The 20629-nt window shown below is 73.5% G+C and carries 16 protein-coding genes and 1 pseudogene; 8 read left to right on the forward strand and 9 right to left on the reverse strand.

Going from position 1 to position 20629, the window contains the following annotated elements; all coding sequences use genetic code 11:
• Window positions 1-12 precede the first annotated feature (12 nt).
• Together AC1C2V_RS08305 and AC1C2V_RS08310 are read right to left on the reverse strand one after the other, a co-directional pair.
• Complete coding sequence (locus AC1C2V_RS08305; protein ID WP_495389101.1) at window positions 13-2292, reverse strand: YhgE/Pip family protein; 2280 nt, start codon at window positions 2290-2292, stop codon at window positions 13-15.
• On the reverse strand, window positions 2289-5201 hold the full coding sequence (locus AC1C2V_RS08310) for an MMPL family transporter (RefSeq protein ID WP_495389102.1): 2913 nt from the start codon (window positions 5199-5201) through the stop codon (window positions 2289-2291). The genes AC1C2V_RS08305 and AC1C2V_RS08310 overlap by 4 nt, the downstream gene beginning before the upstream one ends.
• 261 nt (window positions 5202-5462) lie before the next feature.
• Between AC1C2V_RS08310 and AC1C2V_RS08315 the strand changes: the two genes are divergently transcribed.
• A complete protein-coding gene (locus tag AC1C2V_RS08315) occupies window positions 5463-6005 on the forward strand; it encodes a TetR/AcrR family transcriptional regulator (RefSeq protein WP_495389103.1) in 543 nt (180 codons plus the stop codon).
• Window positions 6006-6142: 137 nt separating this feature from the next.
• On the opposite strand, the gene AC1C2V_RS08320 is transcribed toward AC1C2V_RS08315, so the two are convergent.
• Complete coding sequence (locus tag AC1C2V_RS08320; RefSeq protein ID WP_495389104.1) at window positions 6143-8365, reverse strand: S9 family peptidase; 2223 nt, start codon at window positions 8363-8365, stop codon at window positions 6143-6145.
• Window positions 8366-8504: 139 nt separating this feature from the next.
• Between AC1C2V_RS08320 and AC1C2V_RS08325 the strand changes: the two genes are divergently transcribed.
• The gene (locus tag AC1C2V_RS08325) at window positions 8505-9608 is read left to right on the forward strand and encodes an FAD-dependent oxidoreductase (RefSeq protein ID WP_495389105.1); all 1104 of its coding nucleotides are present in this window, start codon (window positions 8505-8507) and stop codon (window positions 9606-9608) included.
• Window positions 9609-9621: 13 nt separating this feature from the next.
• Here the strand turns inward: AC1C2V_RS08325 and AC1C2V_RS08330 are convergent, their stop codons facing one another.
• From AC1C2V_RS08330 to AC1C2V_RS08350, 5 genes are all read right to left on the reverse strand, one after another.
• Complete coding sequence (locus tag AC1C2V_RS08330) at window positions 9622-11079, reverse strand: ATP-binding protein (RefSeq protein WP_495389106.1); 1458 nt, start codon at window positions 11077-11079, stop codon at window positions 9622-9624.
• 55 nt (window positions 11080-11134) lie between these two features.
• Window positions 11135-13222: a bifunctional copper resistance protein CopD/cytochrome c oxidase assembly protein gene (locus tag AC1C2V_RS08335; protein ID WP_495389107.1), complete on the reverse strand. Its 2088-nt coding sequence runs from the start codon at window positions 13220-13222 to the stop codon at window positions 11135-11137.
• 127 nt (window positions 13223-13349) lie between these two features.
• Window positions 13350-15068, reverse strand: a complete 1719-nt coding sequence (locus tag AC1C2V_RS08340) for a PP2C family protein-serine/threonine phosphatase (RefSeq protein ID WP_495389108.1) — start codon at window positions 15066-15068, stop codon at window positions 13350-13352.
• Window positions 15069-15136: 68 nt separating this feature from the next.
• On the reverse strand, window positions 15137-15418 hold the full coding sequence (locus AC1C2V_RS08345; RefSeq protein WP_495389109.1) for a VOC family protein: 282 nt from the start codon (window positions 15416-15418) through the stop codon (window positions 15137-15139).
• A 58-nt stretch (window positions 15419-15476) separates the two neighbouring features.
• Window positions 15477-16016, reverse strand: coding sequence for a helix-turn-helix transcriptional regulator (locus AC1C2V_RS08350; protein WP_495389110.1), 540 nt, complete (start codon window positions 16014-16016; stop codon window positions 15477-15479).
• 143 nt (window positions 16017-16159) lie between these two features.
• Between AC1C2V_RS08350 and AC1C2V_RS08355 the strand changes: the two genes are divergently transcribed.
• Together AC1C2V_RS08355 and AC1C2V_RS08360 are read left to right on the forward strand one after the other, a co-directional pair.
• Entirely contained in the window at window positions 16160-16711 is a 552-nt protein-coding gene (locus AC1C2V_RS08355) for a GNAT family N-acetyltransferase (protein ID WP_495389111.1), read from the forward strand.
• Entirely contained in the window at window positions 16708-17130 is a 423-nt protein-coding gene (locus tag AC1C2V_RS08360; protein ID WP_495389112.1) for a GrpB family protein, read from the forward strand. The genes AC1C2V_RS08355 and AC1C2V_RS08360 overlap by 4 nt, the downstream gene beginning before the upstream one ends.
• Window positions 17131-17143: 13 nt before the next feature.
• Here the strand turns inward: AC1C2V_RS08360 and AC1C2V_RS08365 are convergent, their stop codons facing one another.
• Window positions 17144-17683, reverse strand: coding sequence for a PadR family transcriptional regulator (locus AC1C2V_RS08365; RefSeq protein WP_495389113.1), 540 nt, complete (start codon window positions 17681-17683; stop codon window positions 17144-17146).
• A gap of 92 nt (window positions 17684-17775) precedes the next feature.
• On the opposite strand from AC1C2V_RS08365, the gene AC1C2V_RS08370 reads away from it, so the two are divergent.
• The 4 genes and pseudogenes from AC1C2V_RS08370 to AC1C2V_RS08385 form a co-directional block, all read left to right on the forward strand.
• Entirely contained in the window at window positions 17776-18549 is a 774-nt protein-coding gene (locus AC1C2V_RS08370) for an alpha/beta fold hydrolase (protein WP_495389114.1), read from the forward strand.
• 131 nt (window positions 18550-18680) lie between these two features.
• Window positions 18681-18962, forward strand: coding sequence for a hypothetical protein (locus AC1C2V_RS08375; protein ID WP_495389115.1), 282 nt, complete (start codon window positions 18681-18683; stop codon window positions 18960-18962).
• A 141-nt stretch (window positions 18963-19103) separates the two neighbouring features.
• Window positions 19104-20426: an L-fuconate dehydratase gene (locus tag AC1C2V_RS08380; protein WP_495389116.1), complete on the forward strand. Its 1323-nt coding sequence runs from the start codon at window positions 19104-19106 to the stop codon at window positions 20424-20426.
• Window positions 20427-20520: 94 nt separating this feature from the next.
• Window positions 20521-20629: pseudogene (locus AC1C2V_RS08385) on the forward strand (superoxide dismutase); the annotation flags it as partial.

Below are 20629 nucleotides of genomic sequence, written 5' to 3' on the forward strand. Positions count from 1 at the left end.
GGACGACCGGCGTCAGGTGCGCAGCAGCACCCGCACGCCGAGCCGACGCCCACGCGCGGTGACGAGCGTGGCGAGCGTCAGACCCGCCAGCCCCCAGACGACCAGCGCGGCCACCGGGGTGCCGAGGCCGCCCGCCGCGGGGATCACGATCGCCGTGAGGGCCTCCCGCGCCGCCCCGACGGGCAGCAGGTCGACCGCGCCCTGGAGCAGGGCCGGGACGGTCGCGACCACCCCCGTGGCGATCACCAGGACGGCGATCAGCAGGCTGATCCCCCGCCCCAGGTTGCCGAGCAGCCCCAGGAAGCCCTGGTGCACGGCGACGAACGCCACCGACGCGGCGGCGCCCACGAGGATCGCCCCCACCCAGCCGCCGAGGTCCAGGTCCTGGACGGCCGCGAGGATCACGCCCACCGCGACGCCCGTGCCCGCAGCCACGGCCGCCGGCACGGCGAACGCGGACAGCGTCAGGCGCACGGAGTCCCGCGTCGAGCCGAGGGCCCGCGCGAACACCGGCGGGAACACGGTCATGAGGGCCAGCGCCCCCAGCCAGAGCGCCACGACGGCGAACAGCGGCCCCGACGCGCCGGTGCTCAGCCCGCTCGCCGACGGCGCGGCCACCGGCTCGGCCACCACCGACGACAGCGTCTTGCGCTCGTCGTCCGTGTATGTCGGGATCTGGTTCTTAGCCTCGCCGAGGCCCGACGCCAGGTCGTCCGAACCGGACGCGAGCTGGCCCACGCCGTCCGACAGGTCGCCCGCGCCGGACGCCAGGTCGCCGATCCCGTCCGACAGCGTTCCCGCGCCGGACGCGAACCCCGTGGTCCCGCTGGAGAGCTCGGTCGCCCCGGACGCCAGCGTGTCGGCGCCCCCGCTGAGCTGGCCGAGCCCGTCGGCCAGGCCGCGCGCCCCGGTCGCGAGGTCGCCCGCGCCGTCCGCGGTCTCGTCCACACCGTCCGCGAGGCCGTCGGCGCCGTCGGCGAGCTGACCGACGCCGCCGGACAGCTCACCGAGGCCGGACGCGAGCGCCGCGTTGCCGTCGGCCACCTCCCGCGCGCCGGCGCTGAGCTGGTCGAGCTGCCCGCCCTGCGTGTCGATCTGCTGCTGCGCGTCCTCGATCTGGGTGCAGGTCTCCGACGACTGGGCCGCGAGGCCCTCCCCCATCTCCTGCACCTGCTCGTCGGTCATGAGCTCCCGGACCTCGGGCGGCAGCAGGTCGTCCACGGCCGAGGCGCCGCCCGCGCACCCGAGCGCGGTGCCGATCTGGGCGAGCGTGCCGTCGGCGGTCTCGCCGGCGGCGGACAGCTGGCCGGCGAGCCCCTCGACGCCGGTCGCCACCTGGTCGGAGCCGTCGGCGAGCTGCTTCGCCTGCTCGGGCAGCTGCCCGGCCTGCTCATCGAGGTCCCCCAGGCCGTCGGCCAGCTCACGGGCACCGCCCGCGAGCCCGCGGGTGCCCGAGGCGAGGTCCTCCACGCCGCCGGCGATGCCGTCCGCACCGGACGCGCTCTGCCCGACACCGTCGGCCAGCTGGCCGGCGCCGCCCGCGAGCTCGGAAGCGCCGCCGGCGAGCTGGTCGGCGCCGCCCGCGAGCTCGTCGGCACCCGAGTGGGCGCTGCCCGCGCCGTCGGCGAGCTGCCCGGCCCCGCCGGCGGCCTCGTCCGCGCCGTCGGCGAGCTGGACGGCGCCGTCCTGTGCCTCGCCGATGCCGTCGGCGAGCTGGTCGAAGCCGACGAGCACGTTGTCCACGTAGGTCTCGGTGAGGCTGGACGACATGACGGACGTCGCCGTCGCGGCGACCACCCGGGCGAGCGCGTCGTCGGCCACCCGGCCGCCGGGCGGCGTGCTGACGTCGACGGTCGCCTGCCGCGCCGAGGACGCGTCGTCCCCGCCGAAGGACGTCGCCGCCGCGGAGAAGCCCTCCGGGATCGTCACGACGGCGGAGTAGGTGCCGTCGACGAGGCCGTCGGCCGCGCTGTCGGCGTCCGTGATGGTCCAGTCGAAGTTCGTGGCGTCCGTGTCGGGCCGGGCGGCCTTGGCGCCGTCGGCGGTCGCGCCGCCGCTCACCAGGCCGGACGCGAGCTGGCGGCCGAGCGGCACGGTCTGTCCGTCCACCTCTACCGGCTCGTCGAGGTTCACGATGGCCGCGGGGACCTGGTCGAGCCGGTCCTGCGGGTTCCACAGCGCGGCGAGCAGCAGCCCGAGCACCATGATCGGCAGCAGCGCGACGGCGGCGATGCGCCAGGGGTTGCGGCGCACCGTGCCGGCTGGGGTCGGGATGATGGTCGGGGCGGTCATGCCCGCACCTCCTGCACGTGGGTGTTCTCGTCGTTCGAATCACTGGTCGAGCCTGGGGTCTCGACAGGCTCGACCGGCGGGTCCTGGGTTTCGACAGGCCCGACCAGCGGGACGGGCGGCGGCACCGCCGCCCCGGTGAGCACGCTCGGGGCGCCCCAGCCGGCCCCGACGTCGAGCACCGGGACCTCGCGGCCCGCGCCGTCGTCGAGCAGGTCGGTCGCGGCGATGCCGCTGGCGCCGAGCAGCACGGCGACGCCGCGGCTCTGCGCCCGGGCGAGCGCGCCCGCGAGCTCCTCCCGGTCCGGCCGGTCGGCCACCACCTCGGTGCGGTCCACCACCACGACCCGGGCGCCGTCGCGCACGGCGGCGTCCACCGCGGCCGCCGGGCGGCCCCGCTCCGCGAGCGCGTCGACCACGGAGACGCGGCCGCGCACCGTCATGGCGCGCTCGGGCAGCACCAGGCCGGTCACCTTCACGGCGCCCGCGTCGAGCGACATCCGCCCGGCGAGCGCGAGCAGCAGCGCGGACACCGGCGCGGTGGCGTCGCCGTGCACGCACAGCGTGCCGCCCTCGGGCACGCGCACGCTCACCGGCCCCACGACGGGCCGCCCCCGCCCGGCGCCGTCGGGCCCGGCGACCTCGAGGTCGCGGGCGACGACGGCGTCGGAGGCGCCGGGCTCGGGCCACTCCGCGAGGCGCAGCTCCTTGGCGAGCCCCTCGCCCTCGACGTCGAACGTGGGCAGCAGGCGGTCGAGCCAGCGCGGCATGTGCCACGCCCGCTCGCCCAGGAGCGCGAGGACCGCGGGGACGAGCGTCATGCGCACGACGAACGCGTCCACGAGGACGCCCACCGCGAGGCCGAGCGCGATCGGCTTGAGCGTCATGTCGCCCTCGGGCACGAAGGCGACGAAGACGGCGAACATGATGACGGCCGCGGCCGTGACGACCTTGGCCGACCCCAGGAAGCCGGTGCGCACCGCGCTGCGTGCGTCGCCGCCGTGCACGTAGTCCTCCCGGATGCGGGAAACGAGGAAGACCTCGTAGTCCATCGCCAGACCGAACAGCACGCCCATGAGGATGATCGGCATGAAGCTGATGACGGGGCCCAGCGTGGTCACGTTGAGCGCGTCGGCGAAGACGCCGTTCTCGAAGACAAGGGCCACGGTGCCGAAGGCCGCGCCGACGGACAGCAAATAGCCGAGGGACGCCTTGATCGGCACCCAGATCGAGCGGAACACCATGGTGAGCAGCACCAGCGACAGGCCGACGACGACCAGGCCGAACGGCACCAGCGCCGCGCCGAGCTTGTCGGAGACGTCGATGCCCACCGCGGCGAACCCGGTGACGGACAGGTCGACGCCGTACTTGTCGAGGTAATGGTCGTGCTGGGCGCGGATCTCGGTGACGAGGTCGTTGGTCTCCTGCGACGTCGGCCCGCCCTCGGGCACCACCTGCACGATGCCGGTGTCCGCGGAGGGGTTGGGCGTGGACAGCGGCACGTCGGCGACACCGGGCAGCGTCGCAATCTCGTCGCCGAGGTCGTCCATGAGCTTCACGGGGTCGTTGCTGGTGACGATCGAGCCGGTGACGATCAGCGGGCCGTTGAAGCCGTCGCCGAACTCCTCACCCACCAGGTCGTACGTCACGCGCGCGGGGCTGTCCTCGGCCAGCGAACCGGCGTCCGGCAGGGCGAGTCGCAGGTTCATGGCCGGCAGGGTCAGCGCCCCGATCGCCACGACGATGACGCCGATGGTCAGCACCGGGAAGCGGGTGGCGCCCCGCACCCATGCGTCGAAGAACCGGTTGTGCCGCACGCCGGACGCCGGCGTAGCGACGCGCCTGCCCTTGCCGGCCTGCTTGCGGGACGACCGCGCGGCGCGCGGCTCGCGGGGGCGCAGCCGCTCCCCCGCGAGCGACATCAGCGCAGGCAGCAGCGTGAGCGAGACGAGCACGGCGATGCCGACGGAGAACGCCGCGGCGACGCCCATGACGGTGAGGAACGGGATGCCGGCGACGCCGAGGCCCACCAGCGCGATCATCACGGTGAGGCCGGCGAAGATGACGGCCGAGCCCGCCGTCGCGACCGACCGGGCGATCGACTCCTCCACGCCGAGCCCCTGGCCGAGCTGTTCGCGGTGCCGGGAGACGATGAACAGCGCGTAGTCGATCCCCACCGCGAGGCCGAGCATGAGCCCGAGCATCGGCGTCGTCGAGTTGATCGGCCCGAGGGCGGTGGCGGTGAGCAGCAGGAGCATCGAGACCCCGACGCCCATGAGCGCGTTGACCAGCGGCAGGCCGGCGGCGACGAACGAGCCGAGGGTGAGGATCAGGACGACGAGCGCCACGACCACGCCGATCGCCTCGGTGACGGTCAGCGCCGGGAACTCGACGCTGAAGAGCTCACCCCCGAGGCTCGTCTCGGAGCCGGCCGGGAGCGCGGTGGCGAGGTCGTCGGTCGCGTCCTGCAGCGACTCCTTGGTGTCCTCGGTGATGAGCGACTGGTCGCCGTCGAGCTGGATGGTCAGCAGCGTGGCCTGCTCGTCGTCGCTGATCGAGGCGGGCGACTGGTCGTCGTAGGGCGAGGTGACGGCGGCCACCTGCTCGAGGTCACCGATCTCGTCGACGGTGTCCTCGACCGGGCCGCGCACCGCCGCGTCCTCGATCGTCGAGCCGTCCGGGGCGACGACGATGACCTGCGCGGACGAGCCGCTGACCTGGGGGAACGTGGACGACAGGCTGTCCAGCGCGTCCTGCGACTCCGTGCCGGGGATGGTCACCGAGTTGTCGAATCCCTGGTAGAGCAGCGCGCCGGCGCCGCCGACCAGGGCGAGCACCAGGACCCAGCCGATGGCGACGAGGCGTCGGGCGCGGGCAGCCCAGTGGCCGAGGGAGTACAGGACGGAGGACACAGGATCTCCCGGGACGACGGAGCAGGGGTTCGATACGGCACTGTATCCGATGCACCAACGTATCCGATACGTCGCTGTATTGGCTAGAGTGAGGCCGGTCCGGGACGACGCCCGGTCGGGCCGGGAACCCGGCGGAACCGAGGAGGACCCCTGACCACCGACAGCGCCGCCCCCGACGACGCCGCGGCCCGCTCGCCCCGCCGCGAGCGCACCCGCGAGCGCCTGCTCGACGCCGCCTTCGAGGTATTCGCGCGGGTCGGCGTGCAGGCGGCATCGATCGAGGCCGTCTGCGAGGCGGCCGGCTTCACGCGCGGCGCCTTCTACTCGAACTTCGCGAGCAAGGAGGAGCTGTTCCTCGCGCTCACGGAGCGCGAGGCCCGCACCCACCTGGGCGCGCTGGAGCGGTCGGTGGCCACGGTGGACCCCGCCACGCTGCACACCCAGGACGGATTCCGCACCACCGTGCGGGAGGTCATCGCGTCGGTGCTGCCCGACCCGGCCGCCAAGCAGTCCTGGACCGTGATGGAGCTCGAGTTCGAGCTGCTCGCGCTGCGCGACCCGCAGGTCGCGCAGCGCTACGTGGACCAGCAGCACCAGCTGCGCGAGGAGATGATCGCCGCGCTGAACCGGGTGATGTCGGCGCTCGGTCTGCGGTTCGCCGTCGACGAGCACGTCGCCATCGACCTGCTCCTCGGTGCGCACGAGGCCGGTCAGCGCGCCGCGATGCTCCCGGCCGCCACCGCCCGCCGCGACCCCAACTCCATGCTCGAGGTCCTCGTCGACCTCATCGTCACCCCCACCTGATCCCGCTGGTTGAGCCTGTCGGTTTCGACAGGCTCAACCAGCGGTCTCGACAGGCTCAACCAGCGGGTTTCGACAGGCTCAACCAGCGGTCTCGACAGGCTCAACCAGCGGTCTCGACAGGCTCAACCAGCGATCCGTCAGAGATAGGCGGGGAGCTCCGTCTCGTCGCCCAGGACGTGCTCGCCGAGGAACCCCAGCACCACCTGGTACCAGACCTTCGCGTGCTGGGGCGCGAGCACCCAGTGGTTCTCGTCCGGGAAGTATAGGAACCGGTGCACCGTCGTGCCGTCGTCCTCGGCGGGCAGGCCCGACTTCGTGAGCAGCTCCTGCCAGAGGCGCAGGCCCTCGCCGATCGGGACGCGGTAGTCCTTGTCGCCGTGCACGACGAGCATCGGGGTGCGGATCTCGGCCACGGAGCGGTGGGGACTGTTCGCCTCCGCCATCTCGGGCGTCATCTCGCGCTGCCAGTAGAAGCCGGAGTCGGTGGTGGGGCCGAACTGGTCGAGCGCCCACAGGCTGGCGTGTGTGACGATCGCGGCGAACCGGTCGGTGTGCCCGGCCACCCAGTTCGCCATGTATCCGCCGAACGATCCGCCCATGGCGGCGGTGCGTGTCTCGTCGATCTCGGGCAGAGCCTCGGCGGCGTCGGTGATCGCCAGGAGGTCGGTGAACGGCGCGTCGCCCCAGGCGCCCCACCCGCGCTGCACGAAGTCCTGCCCGTAGCCGGTGGACAGCGCCGGGTCGGGCAGCAGGACGGCGTACCCCTTCGCCGCCATCAGCCAGGGGTTCCAGCGCCAGCTCCAGGCGCTCCACGAGCTCAGCGGCCCGCCGTGGATCCACAGCAGCAGGGGCGCCGGCGCGTCCGAGGACGCGCCCTCCGGCAGTGCGAGCCAGGCGCGCACGCGCGCGCCGTCCGCCGTCGTGGTCTCCACCTCGGTAAGGGTGCCGGGCAGCGCGGGGGCGGGCACCGGCCCGCGGAGCACGGCCGCCGCGACTGGCGTGCGCTCCCCCGGCGCGCCGGACGCGACAAAGCCGGCGAGGTCGATGCGCACCGGCTCGGACGGCGCCGCGTAGCTGGTGCGAAGCGCGTACAGGGCCGAGGCGTCGGGCGCGACCTGCACGTCGGAGAACGTCGCGTCGTCCGCCGTCACCCGCTCCACCGTGACCAGCTCGGACGTGCCCGAACCCTCAGGCCCCGGCCCGCCGAGGCCGAAGGTCAGCAGGAACACCGGCCCGCGGCCGTCCTCGTCGGCGGTCAGCACGAGCCCGGAGCCGTCGGGCAGCCACGCGACCGACGACGGCCAGCGGTCCCAGTCGTCGGCGAGGACCTCGGGGTCGGCGTCCCCGTCGAGGGCGACCAGGCCGAGCCGCATCACCGGCGCATCCTCGGGCGTCGTGATCGTCTCCGACCCGTACGCGACCCACCGGCCGTCGGCGGAGACGGCGGGGCCGAAGACGTCCGCGTCGGGGTCGTCCACCAGGGTGCGACGCTCTCCCGTGGCGGTGTCGACCGCGACGAGGATCGTGCGGCGCGCGGCGCCGGGGTCCGAGACGGCCCACGTCGTGACCAGCGTGCCGCCGTCCGGGCTCAGTGCCGCCTCGTGCTCGTCGAGCTGACGCCCCGCGCCCGTGAGCTGCCGTAGCGAATCCTTGCCGATCGAGTTGTCGGTCGAGCTTGCGCCCTCCTGAGCCTGTCGAAGGGTCGAGACCACGCCGCCGGTCTCGACAGGCTCGACCGGCGAGAACACGAACCGGCGCTCCTCGTCCGGCCCGAGGTCGTGATCCCAGAACCGCACCGGATACCCGGCGTGCAGGATGGCGGACACCTTGCGGTCGGTGCGCTCCGTGCGCAGCGCGGCGTCCTCGGCGAGGCCGGCCGCGCGTGGCAGCACCGGCGCGCTCACCGAGACGACGTCGGACTCCCGGGCAGCCAGCGCGCCGCCCAGCCCGCCCGGCGCCGTCGCCACCACGCGCGCCTCGCCGCCGTCCGCGGGCAGCAGCCACAACGCGGGCCTCGGTTCGCCGACGTCCTTCTCGGCGCCGGGTCGGGGGTCGGGATCCGGACGGGCGGACGTGAACAGCACGTCGCCCGACGCCGTGAACACGGCGGACGACTCGCCCTTACGGCTGCGCGTGAGCCGCCGGGCCGGGGCCGCGCCCGCGGGGTCGACCTCCCAGACGGCCGTCGTCCAGCCGGTGCGCTCGGCGTCGAGGCTCTGGACCGTAGTGACGAGGCGCGAGCCGTCGGGGCTCAGCGCGAGCCCGCCGACGCGCGGCACCTCCAGGTAGCGGTCGAGGTCGTGGAACGGGGTGGGAGGGGGCGCCTGATCGGTCGCGGTGGTCGGTGTGTCCTGGGTCACGACGCCGGTCTACCACAGCGTCTGCCGAGCAGGCGGGTTCCGGGCCCACGGGGAACTCCGGATGAACGTTGCCTGAACTTGTTCGCCAGGGTGCCTCCTGCGGTTGAGCAGGGGCGCCGTCATCGGGCACGGTCTCGTCGTGAGACTGCCGTCGCCCCGCACCGCCCACCAGCCGCCCCTGCCCGCTTCAGCCGACCTCGTCGTCGTCGGGGCCGGCATCGTGGGCCTCGCGCACGCGATCGAAGCGCACGCGCGGGGGCGCTCGGTGGTGGTCGTCGAGCGCGGCCCGCGGCCCGACGGGGCGTCCGCGCGCCGGAGCGGGCACGTGGCCGTCACCACCCAGGACGCGGTCACCCTGTCCTGCGCCCTCGCGTCCCGCGAGCGTTGGCTCAAGCTGGGCCGCGAGGCCGGGTTCTGGGTCAAGGACACCGGCGCCGTGGTGGTGGCGCGGTCCGCGGACGAGCTCGCGGTGCTCGACGACCTGGTCGCCGCCCGCGACGGCGACGCACAGCTCCTGGGCGCCCCCCTGACGGCCGAGCGCGCCCACGTTCCCGCCGACGTCGTCGTCGGCGGCGCGTTCCTCCCGCTCGACCTGCGGGTCGACCCTCGTGACGCCCTCCGCTCCCTCGCCGCCTGGCTCGACACCCGACCGCGGGCCGACGTCGCGTGGTCGACGACGGCGCTCACCTTCGAGGCGGGCACCGGGCGCACGTTGGTACGCACGTCCCGGGGCGAGGTCGTGGCGCGGCGCGTGCTCGTCGCCGTCGGCGCCGACCTGGACCGGTTCTTCCCGGACGAGGCCGCCCACGTCGGCGTGCACCATGACGTGCGCCAGGTGCTGCGGGTCGCCGTCCCCGGTCGTGACCTCGACCCCACCGCGCCCGCCGTCCTGGGCGGCACGACCCTCCTGCGCGAAGCCGCGTCCGCGCAGAGCCCCGCGCTGTCGGACGTGCGCGAGCGGTTGCGCACCGCGGCGCCGGAGCTGCTCGACGCCGACGTCCACCTCGCCCTGACCCCCTATACGGGCGCCGGCGGCGGGTCGCTGCTGCTGGGCGACGCGCACCGCCCGGAGTCCGAACGACGGCCCGATGCCGGCCTCGACCGCGACCCGGAGCGCTCCGAGGCGGGCGACGCGCTGCTGCTGCGCGAGGCCGCCGCACTGCTCGGGCAGCCCGTGCAGGTGCTGCAGCGCTGGGCCACCGCGTTCGGCCTGGCCGCGAAGGTGGTCGACGGGCTGCTCTGACCCGTCGCGTGCTTCAACGCCACGCGGCAAGCAGGTCCTCGGCCGACAGGGCGACGTCGACCCCGGCCGGTGCTTCCCCGCTCGGGCTGATCGCGGCGAGCAGAGCGTCTGCACTGCGCGGGACCTGGTCTCGGTGATGCCGAAGCTGGTCGATCTCGCGGGCGGTGACTCCGCCCGACTCGCGCCACTTGATGCTGCCGATCATCGCGGTGTGTCGGGGTGCCTGGGCGACGACGTCGACCTCGACGCTTCCGTCGCGCACCCACCACGGCCGGACCACGTCCACGTCGGCCAGCTCTGTCCGGCCCCTGGTCCATCGCCCGACAGCGTCGCGGACCACGGGCTCGATGCTGCGCCCTCGCCAGCTCGACCAGTCGCGGTCGAAGGCCGCGACGGCGATGTCGGGTCGTCCGCGCGAGATCCGCTCGGTCTGTTTCTCGACGTAGCGAAACCAGAAGCGGAGGTACGGGTCGGTGACGCGATAGCGACGCAGCTTCGAGGAGGGTTCCGCCCAGGCAGGCTGTTCGCGCTCGATCAGCCCCTTGACCTCCGTCAGCGTCCGCAGGGCGCGCGACACGGCGGTCTCCATCCGCTTGCGCTCCGTGGGTTCGCTGATGGTCGAGAGCACGTCGTTGAATCCCGGCCTGGCCGTCTCGTCGGCACCGATCGCCGAGAGCACCTGGGACGCCGTCTGCGGTTCGGGGAACTCCGCGTCAAGGCTGAGACGCGCCGTGGTGACCAGCGGGCTGAAAGGGTCCGTCAGCGCGTGGCGGACGTAGCCGGCGGCGGTGCCCGCCGCGTCGACGGCAAGGTCCGTCACGAGGCGGGGATACCCGCCGGTGACCAGGTACGAGTCGAAGACTTCGAATGCCGGCCTGCCCGGGAGCGCCTCAGCAACCTCGGCCGGGTCGAGCGCGGAGACCACCAAGGGTCGCAGCCGTCCGTACAGGGGTCGGCCGTGCTCGGCGAGCCGCTCCATCATTGCCACGTCCGAGCCGACAAGGATGAGCAGCACGGGAAGCTTCTCGAGCACTCGATCCCACTGCACCTGCAGCTCGCCCTCGAGCGTCCGGTCGGCCGCAGCCATCCAGGGAAACTCGTCGAGAACCACGACTATCGGGCCGGAGCGCGCGGCGAGCGCGAGCCTGCCGAGCCACTCGCGCCAGGACGTCGCCGTCGACGCCGTGAGCAGCTCCGCGTCCGGGAGCGGGCGGCGAGACTCCGCGATCGCCCGCGTCGCGTCCGCGAGCTGCTGGCGGGTGGGCGCCCCGAAAACCCCCGTCACGAACGCAGACGGCCGCGCGATCCGCTCGACGAACCGTTCGACGACGGTCGACTTGCCCACCTGCCGTCGCCCTCGAACGGCCAGGATCCTGCCGGCACCGGATCGTTCGATCGCAGCGAGGTGGTCCGTCAACGACGACAGCACGGCGCCACGACCGACGAAACCCGCACCCGATGTCACACTCACCCGATGAATCTTACGTCCGGTGTCAGTTTATTGCATGGTGAGCACAGCACGGCCCTCACCGAGGCGCGGGGCCGCCGTCGTCCTCGCGCTCGGCCATCTTGGCGAGCATCGCGTTGTACTCCTTGAGCTCGGCGTCGCCGTCGCGGTCGGCCTTGCGGTCGCGGCGGCGGGCCTCACGCTCGTCGGACGTCGTCCACTGCACGGCGACGGCGATCGCCAGCGCGAGCGTCGGGAGCTCGCCGATGCCCCACGCGACGCCACCGCCGCGCTGCTGGTCCTCGATCGCGGGCAGCCCCCACGACCGGCCCATGTTGCCGAACCAGTCGGCCACGAGCAGCGAGGTGCCGGACGTGAGCACGACGCCGAAGAACGCGTGGAACGCCATCGTCGCGAAGAGCAGCAGCAGCCGCTGCGGGTACGGCGGGCGCTTCGGGCCCGGGTCGATGCCGACCAGCGCGTTGGCGAACAGGTATCCCACCAGCGTGAAGTGCACGATCATCCACACGTGCCCGGCGTGGTTGCGCAGGGCGAACTCGAATGCCGGCGTGTAGTAGAACGCGATCATGCCGCCGGCGAAGAGCACCGCGGCCACCACCGGCCGGGCGAGGAACTGGCCGAACCGCGAGTGCACGAGCCCCAGCACCCACTCGCGCGGGCCGCGGCTGCCGTCCTTGCGGGCGGGGATGGCGCGCAGCAGCAGGGTCACGGGGGCGGCGAGCACCAGGAACAGCGGAGCCAGCATGGCCAACACCATGTGCTGCACCATGTGGCCGCTGAAGATGACGTGCCCGTACACGGCGGGCCCGCCGCTGGTGACCCAGAACATCACGACCATGCCCAGGCACCACGACACCGTGCGCCTCAGGGGCCACTTGTCGCCGCGGCGCGCGAGCCGCACGGCCCAGCGCACGTAGACCACCAGCCCAGCCACGCAGGCGAAGGCCAGCAGCGGGTCCAGGCTCCACTCGGTGAACCAGCGCGCCATGGTCGGCTCGGGCGGCAGCGGCTCGCCGGTGAGCTGGAAGGCGGGTGAGACGTCGACGGGCACGTCGTCACCCGCCGGCGGCGCGGTGGAGCCCAGCGCCACGGCCACCCCGGACACGGCCCCGATGACGAGCAGCTCGACCGCGAGCAGGCGCCAGAAGAGGCGGCGTACCGCGCCCGCCCCGACGGCCTTGCCCAGCCGGTCCACCACCCACATCCGGTGCCCGAAGCCGAGGGCGCCCAGCACCACCAGGAGCACGGCCTTGGTGAGCAGCAGGATGCCGTAGGGCGTGAGCAGATCGCCCACCGACTCCAGCCGGATCCAGGCGTTCAGCACCCCGGAGATGCCTACCGCGGCGAAGCACCAGCCGGCGATCGGCGAGAAGCGCGCGACCGCGGCGGCCGTCGCGCGCCCGTCGCCGGTGGGCCGCCCGCCGTCCTGCCCACCATCCTTCCCGGCCGGGCCGAGCACCACCACGAGCAGGGCGCCCAGGCCGCCCACCCACACCGCCGCGCCCACGAGGTGCAGCAGCATCGCGCCGACGGCGAACTCGTGGTCGGCCGCGCCGGCGGCGTGCCCGGTGGTGGACTGCATGGCGAGGGCCGCGACCGGCAGCGCCGCCGTCCACAGGGCGCCCACCGGGCCGCGCACCGCCATCGCGAGGGCCGACGTGAGCGCCGCGACCACGATGATCGCCAGGTAGAGCTTGCCCAGGTCGAGATCGGTGACGAACTGCGCCAGCCCCTGCCCGAACGCCGGGGAGGTGGGCGACGTGCCGGAGATGTTGGAGTAGCGCAGCACCAGCTGCAGGACGGCGGCGACGGCCCACACCGCGCTTGCGGCCCCGGCGGCGGCGAGCACCCGGCTCTGCGCGCGCCCGGGCGGCAGCAGGCACGCGGCGGCGAGGAGCGCCCCGAGCGTCACGGAGACGCCGAGCTCGGTGAGCACGGTGAGCACGGGCAGCCCGTACCGCACCACCGCGCCGGGGTCGACGAACCCGCTCAGGGCCTGGAACGCGCCCGAGTAGGCCCCGGCGCACAGCACGGCGAGGACGGCGACGAGGACGGCGGCCGGCCCGGCGGCCACGAGCCACCAGGGCCGCGGCGGCACGCTCGGGGTGCCGCCCGGCCGCTGCACGGCGGGGGCTGTGGAGGTCACCCACCCAGCCTATGGGCCGCGCCATCACGCTCCGGCCGAATCCGGTGTGAGACCGGTCGTCCCCGCGGCAGCTCAACTCCGATCCAACGATGATCGACGACTCGCCCCGGGAGCCCTCGCGACGGCGTCACGGGCTGACGGAGCCGCCCGACGGCGCAGGACCCTGCGGGTGGGAGCGCACCGCGATGAGCGCGACGTCGTCGTCGATCGTCCCGGTGAGCATGCCGGACAGGGCCGCCTCGACGACGGCGTGCAGGTCGGTGGCGTGGGTGCCCTCGAGCACCGCGGCGAGCTCGTCGAGGCGGTCGCGCAGGCCGTCCTTCCGGGTCTCGACCAGCCCGTCGGTGTAGAGCACCAGCGTGTCGCCGGGATGGACCGCGATCGTATGTTCCGAACGGGGCACCGACGGGACGACGCCGAGCAGGAGGTCGTTGCGGGCACTGAGGATCTCGGTCTTGCCGTCGGCGCGGACCAGGATCGGGGGCAGGTGGCCCGCGCTGGACCAGCGCACGATGCGGACGTGGCGGCGGCGTTGCCCCGCCGTCTGCTCGATGCGGGCGACGAGCACGGTGGCGGTCGCCGCACTGCCGAGCGCGAGCCCGGCGATCGCCGCGTCGACCCGTTCCAGCACCCTCGCGGGCGTCTCCTGGCTGTCGTAGCCGATCGCGCGCACGAGGGCGCGGAGCTGGCCCATGGCCACGGCGGCGCTCAGGTCGTGCCCGACGACGTCCCCGATCACCAGGGTCGTCGCCCCGTCCCGCGTCTCGAACGCGTCGTACCAGTCGCCACCGATGTCCCGTTCGAGCTCGGCCGGCTGGTAGTGCACGACGACCTCCAGGTCGTCGAGCTGCGGCGGGTCGGTGAGCACCGCCCGTTGCAGGGCGAGGGAGACCTCGGTGGCCCGAGCACCCTCCTCCTCCGAAAGCACGGCGCGGCGTCGCAGGGCATCGTCGCTGCCCCGGCGCCGGACGAGGTCACGCAGCGTTACAGCGACCGTCCTCACCAGCACCGCCAGGAAGCGCGCGTAGTCCGCGTCCCAGGGCTGCGCGGGGGTCGCGCACAGCACCAGAACCGCAAGGATGCCCCGCCCGCGCCCCTCGCGCACAGGTTTCACCACTATGCCGTGAGACGTCAGCAGCTGGCCGGAGCCGAGGGCGCGCGCGACGAGGGCCATCTCACCCGGGTCCCGGGCCTCTCCCGCCTCCAGGACGACCTCGGGGCCGGTCACGTCGTAGACGGCGACCCGCGAAAGATCCGCGCCGGCCGAGATCGCCTCGACGACGGGCCGGGCGAAGTTCCGCAGGTTCGTGAAGGACGTCGGCAGGGCGGAGTGCACCTCGTCGAGCGTCGTCAGACGCCGTTGGTTCACGACCGCCTGCGTCGTCTCGGTCGCGATGTCCAGGACGCCCGCGATCTGGCCGTCGTCGTTCCGCAGCGGGCTGCAGGAGAACGTGATGTAGGTCTCCTCGTCGAAGCCCGACCGGTTCATCAGCAGGGGCAGGTCCCGGCTCCACGTCGGTTCGCCGGTGGTCAGGACCCTGTCGAAGAGCGGGCCGATGTCGTCCCAGATCTCGTGCAAGACCACCGCCGCGGGCGCTCCCAACGCGGCCGGGTGCTTGTCCGTGCCGAGTATGTCGCGGAAGCCGTCGTTGTAGATCAGTGTCAGGTCCGGTCCCCAGACCATCATCACCGGGAAGCGCGTGGAGAAGCACAGCCGGATGGACTGACGCAGCGAGACCGGCCACTTGCTCGGGGGGCCGAGCGGCGTGGCCTCCCACGCGACGGACCATGCCTCGCGGCCCACGGCGCTATGCTCCGTCGCCTCCTCGAACCACTCCTCGTCCACAGCCAAATGCTACCGAGATCGTCGCCGAACCGCCTCGGCGGCGGGTTCCGACGCCGGCGCCCGGTGGATCAGGCGAACTTCGCCAGCGCCTCCGGGCTCAAGGGCGTGAAGCAGTTCACCAGCGTCCCGTCCGGGTCGCGCACCAGCAGCGACCGGTTGCCCCACGGCATGATGGTCGGCGGGGTGACGACCTCGACCGTGTCGTCGAGCCCGGCGAACAGCGCGTCAGCGTCCTCGACGCGGAACTCCACGATGGCGGTGCGATTGCTCGCGGGCACCGCGGAGCCGGGGCCGAACAGCTGGACGGTGCGGGTGCTGCCGATGGCGAGGGTGCCCTGCGGCGTGCGCACCTCGGCGACACCCCTGTGTCGGTGTTTTCGACGAGTCGGCCGTCGGCGTTCGCGACGGTCAGCCCAGGAGGGTGAGGGTCCGCAGGTCGCCCTCCGGCACCTGGATGTCCTCCGGCCGGACCACCCGCCGTGGCGCCCGCTCGCTGGTCGCCGTGACCCGGTCGACACGGTCGAGGCGGAAGGCGCGGATCCCCTCGCGCAGCCGGCACCAGGCCAGCAGGTACCACCCGGTGGAGGACCCGACGAAGCCGAGCGGCTCGACGTCGCACGTGGTCGCGGCCCCCTCGCGGTCCGTGTACCGCAGCCGCAGGACGCGGCGCGCGGAGATCGCGTCGGCGAGGACGGTGGGGATCGTGGGCCCCTCGAGGGGCGCCCCGAGCAGGTGCACGCGGGCGGCGAGGTCGTGCGCGGCGGCCGCGTCGTCGTCGCGCATGGCCGCGAGGATCTTCCGCAGCGCCGTCGACCCGCCGCCCGCGAACGGCGTCCCGGCCAGGCCGCCCAGGGCGACCGCGACGGCCAACCACGACGCGCTCCGCGGGCGCGGGGCGACGGCGCGCAGCTCCTCGACGATCGCGTACATCCGGTCGGTCCGGTTCACCCGGCGACCCTACGCGGAGGGCCGGCCCGCGCCGGTCCGTCCCGTTCGCCGTGTCCGTCCCGTTCGCCGTCCGTCCCGTTCGACGTGGGAGGATCCCCGACGAACGCCGGTCGCGTGGACCGGCATCGGCCGTGGGAGGAACGATGTTCGCGAGGTCCCTCGGGGACGACGGCGCCGAGCTACGACCGCTGGAGCCGTGGCACGCGGAGGAGCTGCTGGCCCACATGGATCGCGGCCGCGACTTCGTCGGGCGGTTCATCGGGCTGCCGGACGCCGTCGCCGACCTAGCGTCGAGCCGCGGGTTCCTGACCTCGTACGCCGAGAAGGCCGCGACCGACACGGGCCGCCTCTACGGCATCTGGGCGGACGGCACGCTGGTCGGGGGCGTCCTGTTCCGCACGATGGACGTCGCCCAGGGCACGGCCGAGGCCGGCTGCTGGCTCGAGCCCGCCGCCGCTGGACGCGGGCTGGTGACGCGGGCGGCCCGGCTCATCATCGACTGGGCCGTCCGGGAGCGCGGCATCCACCGCGTCGAGTGGCGGGCCGCGCCCGCGAACGTCCCCAGCATCGCCGTCGCCCGCCGGCTGGGGATGCGCCGCGACGGCGTGCTGCGCGGGCAGCACCTGCACCGGGACGAGCGCCTCGACGTCGAGGTCTGGTCCGTGCTGGCGCCGGAGTGGGGCGCGTCGGCATGACGGGCGGCGAGCACGTCGGGTCGACGTCCGTGCGCGGGCTCCCCGCGAAGCCGATCGTCGACATCGACGTCAGCGTGCCTGACGTCGAGGACGAGGGCGCCTACCTGCCCGCGCTGCTGGCCGCCGGGTACGAGCTGCGCGCCCGCGAGCCCGGTCACCGCCTGGTCCGCACGCCCGCGCGCGACGTGCACGTGCACGTCTGCTCGGCGGGCAGCGACTGGGAGCGTCTGCACCTGCTGTTCCGCGACCTCCTCCGGCACGACGCCGACGACCGGGCCGCCTACGCCGCGCTCAAGCGTGAGCTCGCCGCACGGGACTGGCCGAGCATGAACGACTACGCGGACGCCAAAGGCAGCCTGATCGCCGAGATCACCACCCGGGCGGAGGCGTGGGCAGCGGAGGCCGGGTGGCAGGTCTAGAGCCACCGGTGGCCTACAGCAGCTTCGCCGCGGAGTCGAGCTGCTCCAGCGCCCATCGGGCCCATTCCTGCTGCGCCCGGAAGCTGCGGATGCCGTACTCGAGGGCCAGGCGGCCGAAGCGCAGCCGGCCCCGCTCGTGGTCGTCGGCGTCGGCGGATGCGGCGACGCCGACGAGCTGGGACTCCGCCATCTCGGCGTCGGCGAGATAGCCGAGGACGAGACGTCGTGCTTCGTCGTCCGAGAGGGCGGACAGCAGCGCCATCCGCAGCACACGTTCGTCGCGAACCGCGCGGGGGCCGGCAGGTGCCAGCAGCCACGCACGCAGCTCTGCGCGGCCCGGCCCCGTGATCGCGTAGGTCCGCCTGCCCCGGGCACCGCGCTCGACGACCTCGATGAGGCCGTCGGCAATCATGCGGTTCAGCTCGGGGTAGACGTGACTCTGCCGGGCCGTCCAGACGTAGGCGTGGAGGGACTTCTCGAAGCGCGCCGTCAGGTCGTATCCGCTGGCCGGCCCATCTTCGAGCAGCCCGAGCAGGGCGTGTCGCAGTGACATGCCCTCATCCTGACATGTCCAGATTGACAGGTACAGATGTAGGCGTCATCGTCCTGGGTGACGGGACCACCCGCCACGACGGAGGAGGCGCCATGCCCCGCACACCCATCATCTTCGTCCACGGCTTCTGGCACGGCGCCTGGTGCTGGACGGACGTCCTCGCCCGCACCGCATCCGCCGGACGCGTCGGCCATGCCGTTGACCTGCCCGGCCACGGCCTACGGGCCGGCGTGCGCACCTCCGACATCGATCTCGACCGCACGGGCGACTTCCTCGTCGACCAGATCCAGCGGCTCGGCGGAGGCCGCCCGGTCACCGTGGTCGCCCACAGCATGGGCGGGACGGTGCTCACCCGGGCCGCGCAGCAGGCGCCCGAGCTGGTGGCGCACGCGGTCTACCTGGCGGCTTTCATGCCCGCGACGGACACGCCCGCGCTCGCCTACGCCCAGGCCCCGCGGCTCTCCGCGCTGCTCCGCCCCGACCCCGCCGCGCGAGCGCTGCGCCTCGACGTCACCCCGGCTGATGCCGACGGTCGCCAGCGCCTGCGCGACATGTTCTACGGGGACGTCGACCCCGCGACCGCCGGAGCGGCGATCACGATGCTCAACCCCGACGCACCGCTCGGCGTGGCGGCCGGCACGACCACGCTGACCGCCGCCGGCTGGGGATCGGTGCCGCGCACCTATGTCACCACCGAGCACGACGCGGTGATCCCGGTCGCGGTGCAGCGCCGGCTCATCGCCGACGCGGACGCCGCCTTCCCTGCGCAGCCCACCCACGTCCGAGCCCTGAGGGCGTCACACTCCCCGTTCCTCTCCGTGCCCGAGCAGGTCGCTGACATCGCCTGCCACAGCTCCCCCGCCTGACAACCGCGGCGCTCACCGTCACTCCACCGTCGCGGAGCCGTCACCCTCCAGCAGCGTCCCGGCCGCGCGCGCCTCGAACAGCTGCGACGCGGCGGCGCCCCGAGTGGACCAACAGCAGCTCGGGCTACCTCGTGGTCATCAAGGAGGACGTCATCGAGATGCAGCGGTGGGCTCCCGCCGTCTTCATGGTCGACACTTTCCCCAACACCGTGATCGCGCCCGGCTCGACCCATGAGGTCACGTTCGGGGCCGTCGACGTCACCGGCGGCACCCGCGTGGTGCTGCGCGTGGACGGCGAGCCGGTGTGGAGCTACCTCGACGACACGGCCGAGAATGCGCTGGCCACCAACGGGTACTTCACCGCCTACCGGCAGTGCCCCGCGGGCGAGATGAGCATCTCCCCCGCGAGCTGATCGAGACGGGCTGATCGACGCCTTTCCTCAGACCTCTGCCCGGGCCCGGGCGCCTGGATCCTTGTGACCCTGGCGTCCGGGCCCTATCGTTGCGCTTAGTCATCCGATGTTTCCCGCTTCGACCGCCACGAAGAGGTGCGCATGCCCACCATCACCGACGTCGAGATCACCGACGTCCGTTTCCGCACGTCCCTCGAGTCCGACGGCTCGGACGCGATGAACGACAGCCCCGACTACTCCGCCGTCTACGTGGTGCTGCACACCGACGGCACGGACGGCGAGGGCGCGCCGCTGGCGGGCCACGGCCTGACGTTCACGATCGGCCGCGGCACGGACGTCGTCGTGCTCGCCGCGCGGCAGCAGGCCGACCTGCTCGTCGGGCGCGACGTGGACGAGGTGGTCGGCGACATGGGCGCCACCTACCGGGACCTCACCGCCGACAGCCAGCTGCGCTGGCTCGGGCCGGAGAAGGGCGTGGTGCACCTGTCGCTCGCCGCGGTGCTCAACGCCGCGTGGGACCTCGCCGGCCGCCGGGCCGGCAAGCCGCTGTGGCGGCTGCTCGCGGACATGACTCCCGAGCAGCTCGTGGACGTCGCCGACCTGCGGTACCTGTCGGACGCGCTCACCCGCGACGAGGCGCTGGAGATCCTGCGCGCCGCCGAGCCCGGCAAGGCCGAGCGGATCGCCCACCTGGAGCGTCGCGGCTACCCCGCGTACACGACGTCGGCCGGCTGGCTCGGCTACGACGACGCCAAGGTGGCCCGGCTCACCCGGGAGGCCGTGGACGCCGGGTACCGGCACGTGAAGCTCAAGGTGGGTGCAAGCCTCGAGGACGACGTGCGCCGCCTCGGCATCGCGCGCGAGATCATCGGCCCCGACCTCACCCTCATGATCGACGCCAACCAGGTGTGGGACGTGCCCGAGGCGATCGAGTGGGTGCGCGCGCTGCAGCAGTTCGACCCGCTGTGGATCGAGGAGCCGACGTCGCCCGACGACGTGCTCGGCCACGCCGCCGTGCGCGAGGGCGTCGCCCCCGTGCGCGTCGCCACGGGCGAGCACTGCCACAACCGCGTGATGTTCAAGCAGCTCTTCCAGGCCGGCGCGATCGACTACTGCCAGCTCGACACCGGGCGGCTCGCCAGCATCAACGAGATCGTCTCGGTGCTGCTCCTGGCGGCGAAGTTCGGCGTCCCGGTGTGCCCGCACGCCGGCGGCGTCGGGCTGTGCGAGATGGTGCAGCACGTGTCCGTGCTCGACTACGTCGCCGTCTCCGGCTCGCTGGACGGTCGGATCACCGAGTTCGTGGACCACCTGCACGAGCACTTCACCGACCCGTGCGTGGTGAAGGACGCCGGCGAGGGCGTGTCGTACGTGCTGCCCACGGCACCCGGGTACTCCACGCAGATGCGCCCCGAGTCCGTGGCGCGGTTCCGATTCCCGGACGGGGCGACCTGGGCGTCGTGACCTGGCCGGCGGTCACCTGGAACAGGTTGACCTCAACGAGGGTTCAGGTCGTAGCGTGACCAGCAACGACACCAGCACCGTCGAAGGGAATCACATGTCCGTCTACACCCTGCCCGACCTGCCGTACGACTACAGCGCCCTGGAGCCGCACATCAGCGGCAAGATCATGGAGCTGCACCACGACAAGCACCACGCCGCCTACG

It is taken from the genome of Isoptericola sp. Y541, assembly GCF_059445465.1.

Excerpts from the sequence above, each read along its gene's own strand:
- AC1C2V_RS08305 (WP_495389101.1), bottom strand. The coding sequence starts at position 2,292 with ATGACCGCCCCGACCATCATCCCGACCCCAGCCGGCACGGTGCGCCGC.
- AC1C2V_RS08355 (WP_495389111.1), top strand. The coding sequence starts at position 16,160 with ATGTTCGCGAGGTCCCTCGGGGACGACGGCGCCGAGCTACGACCGCTG.
- AC1C2V_RS08360 (WP_495389112.1), top strand. The coding sequence starts at position 16,708 with ATGACGGGCGGCGAGCACGTCGGGTCGACGTCCGTGCGCGGGCTCCCC.
- AC1C2V_RS08365 (WP_495389113.1), bottom strand. The coding sequence starts at position 17,683 with ATGTCACTGCGACACGCCCTGCTCGGGCTGCTCGAAGATGGGCCGGCC.
- AC1C2V_RS08370 (WP_495389114.1), top strand. The coding sequence starts at position 17,776 with ATGCCCCGCACACCCATCATCTTCGTCCACGGCTTCTGGCACGGCGCC.
- AC1C2V_RS08380 (WP_495389116.1), top strand. The coding sequence starts at position 19,104 with ATGCCCACCATCACCGACGTCGAGATCACCGACGTCCGTTTCCGCACG.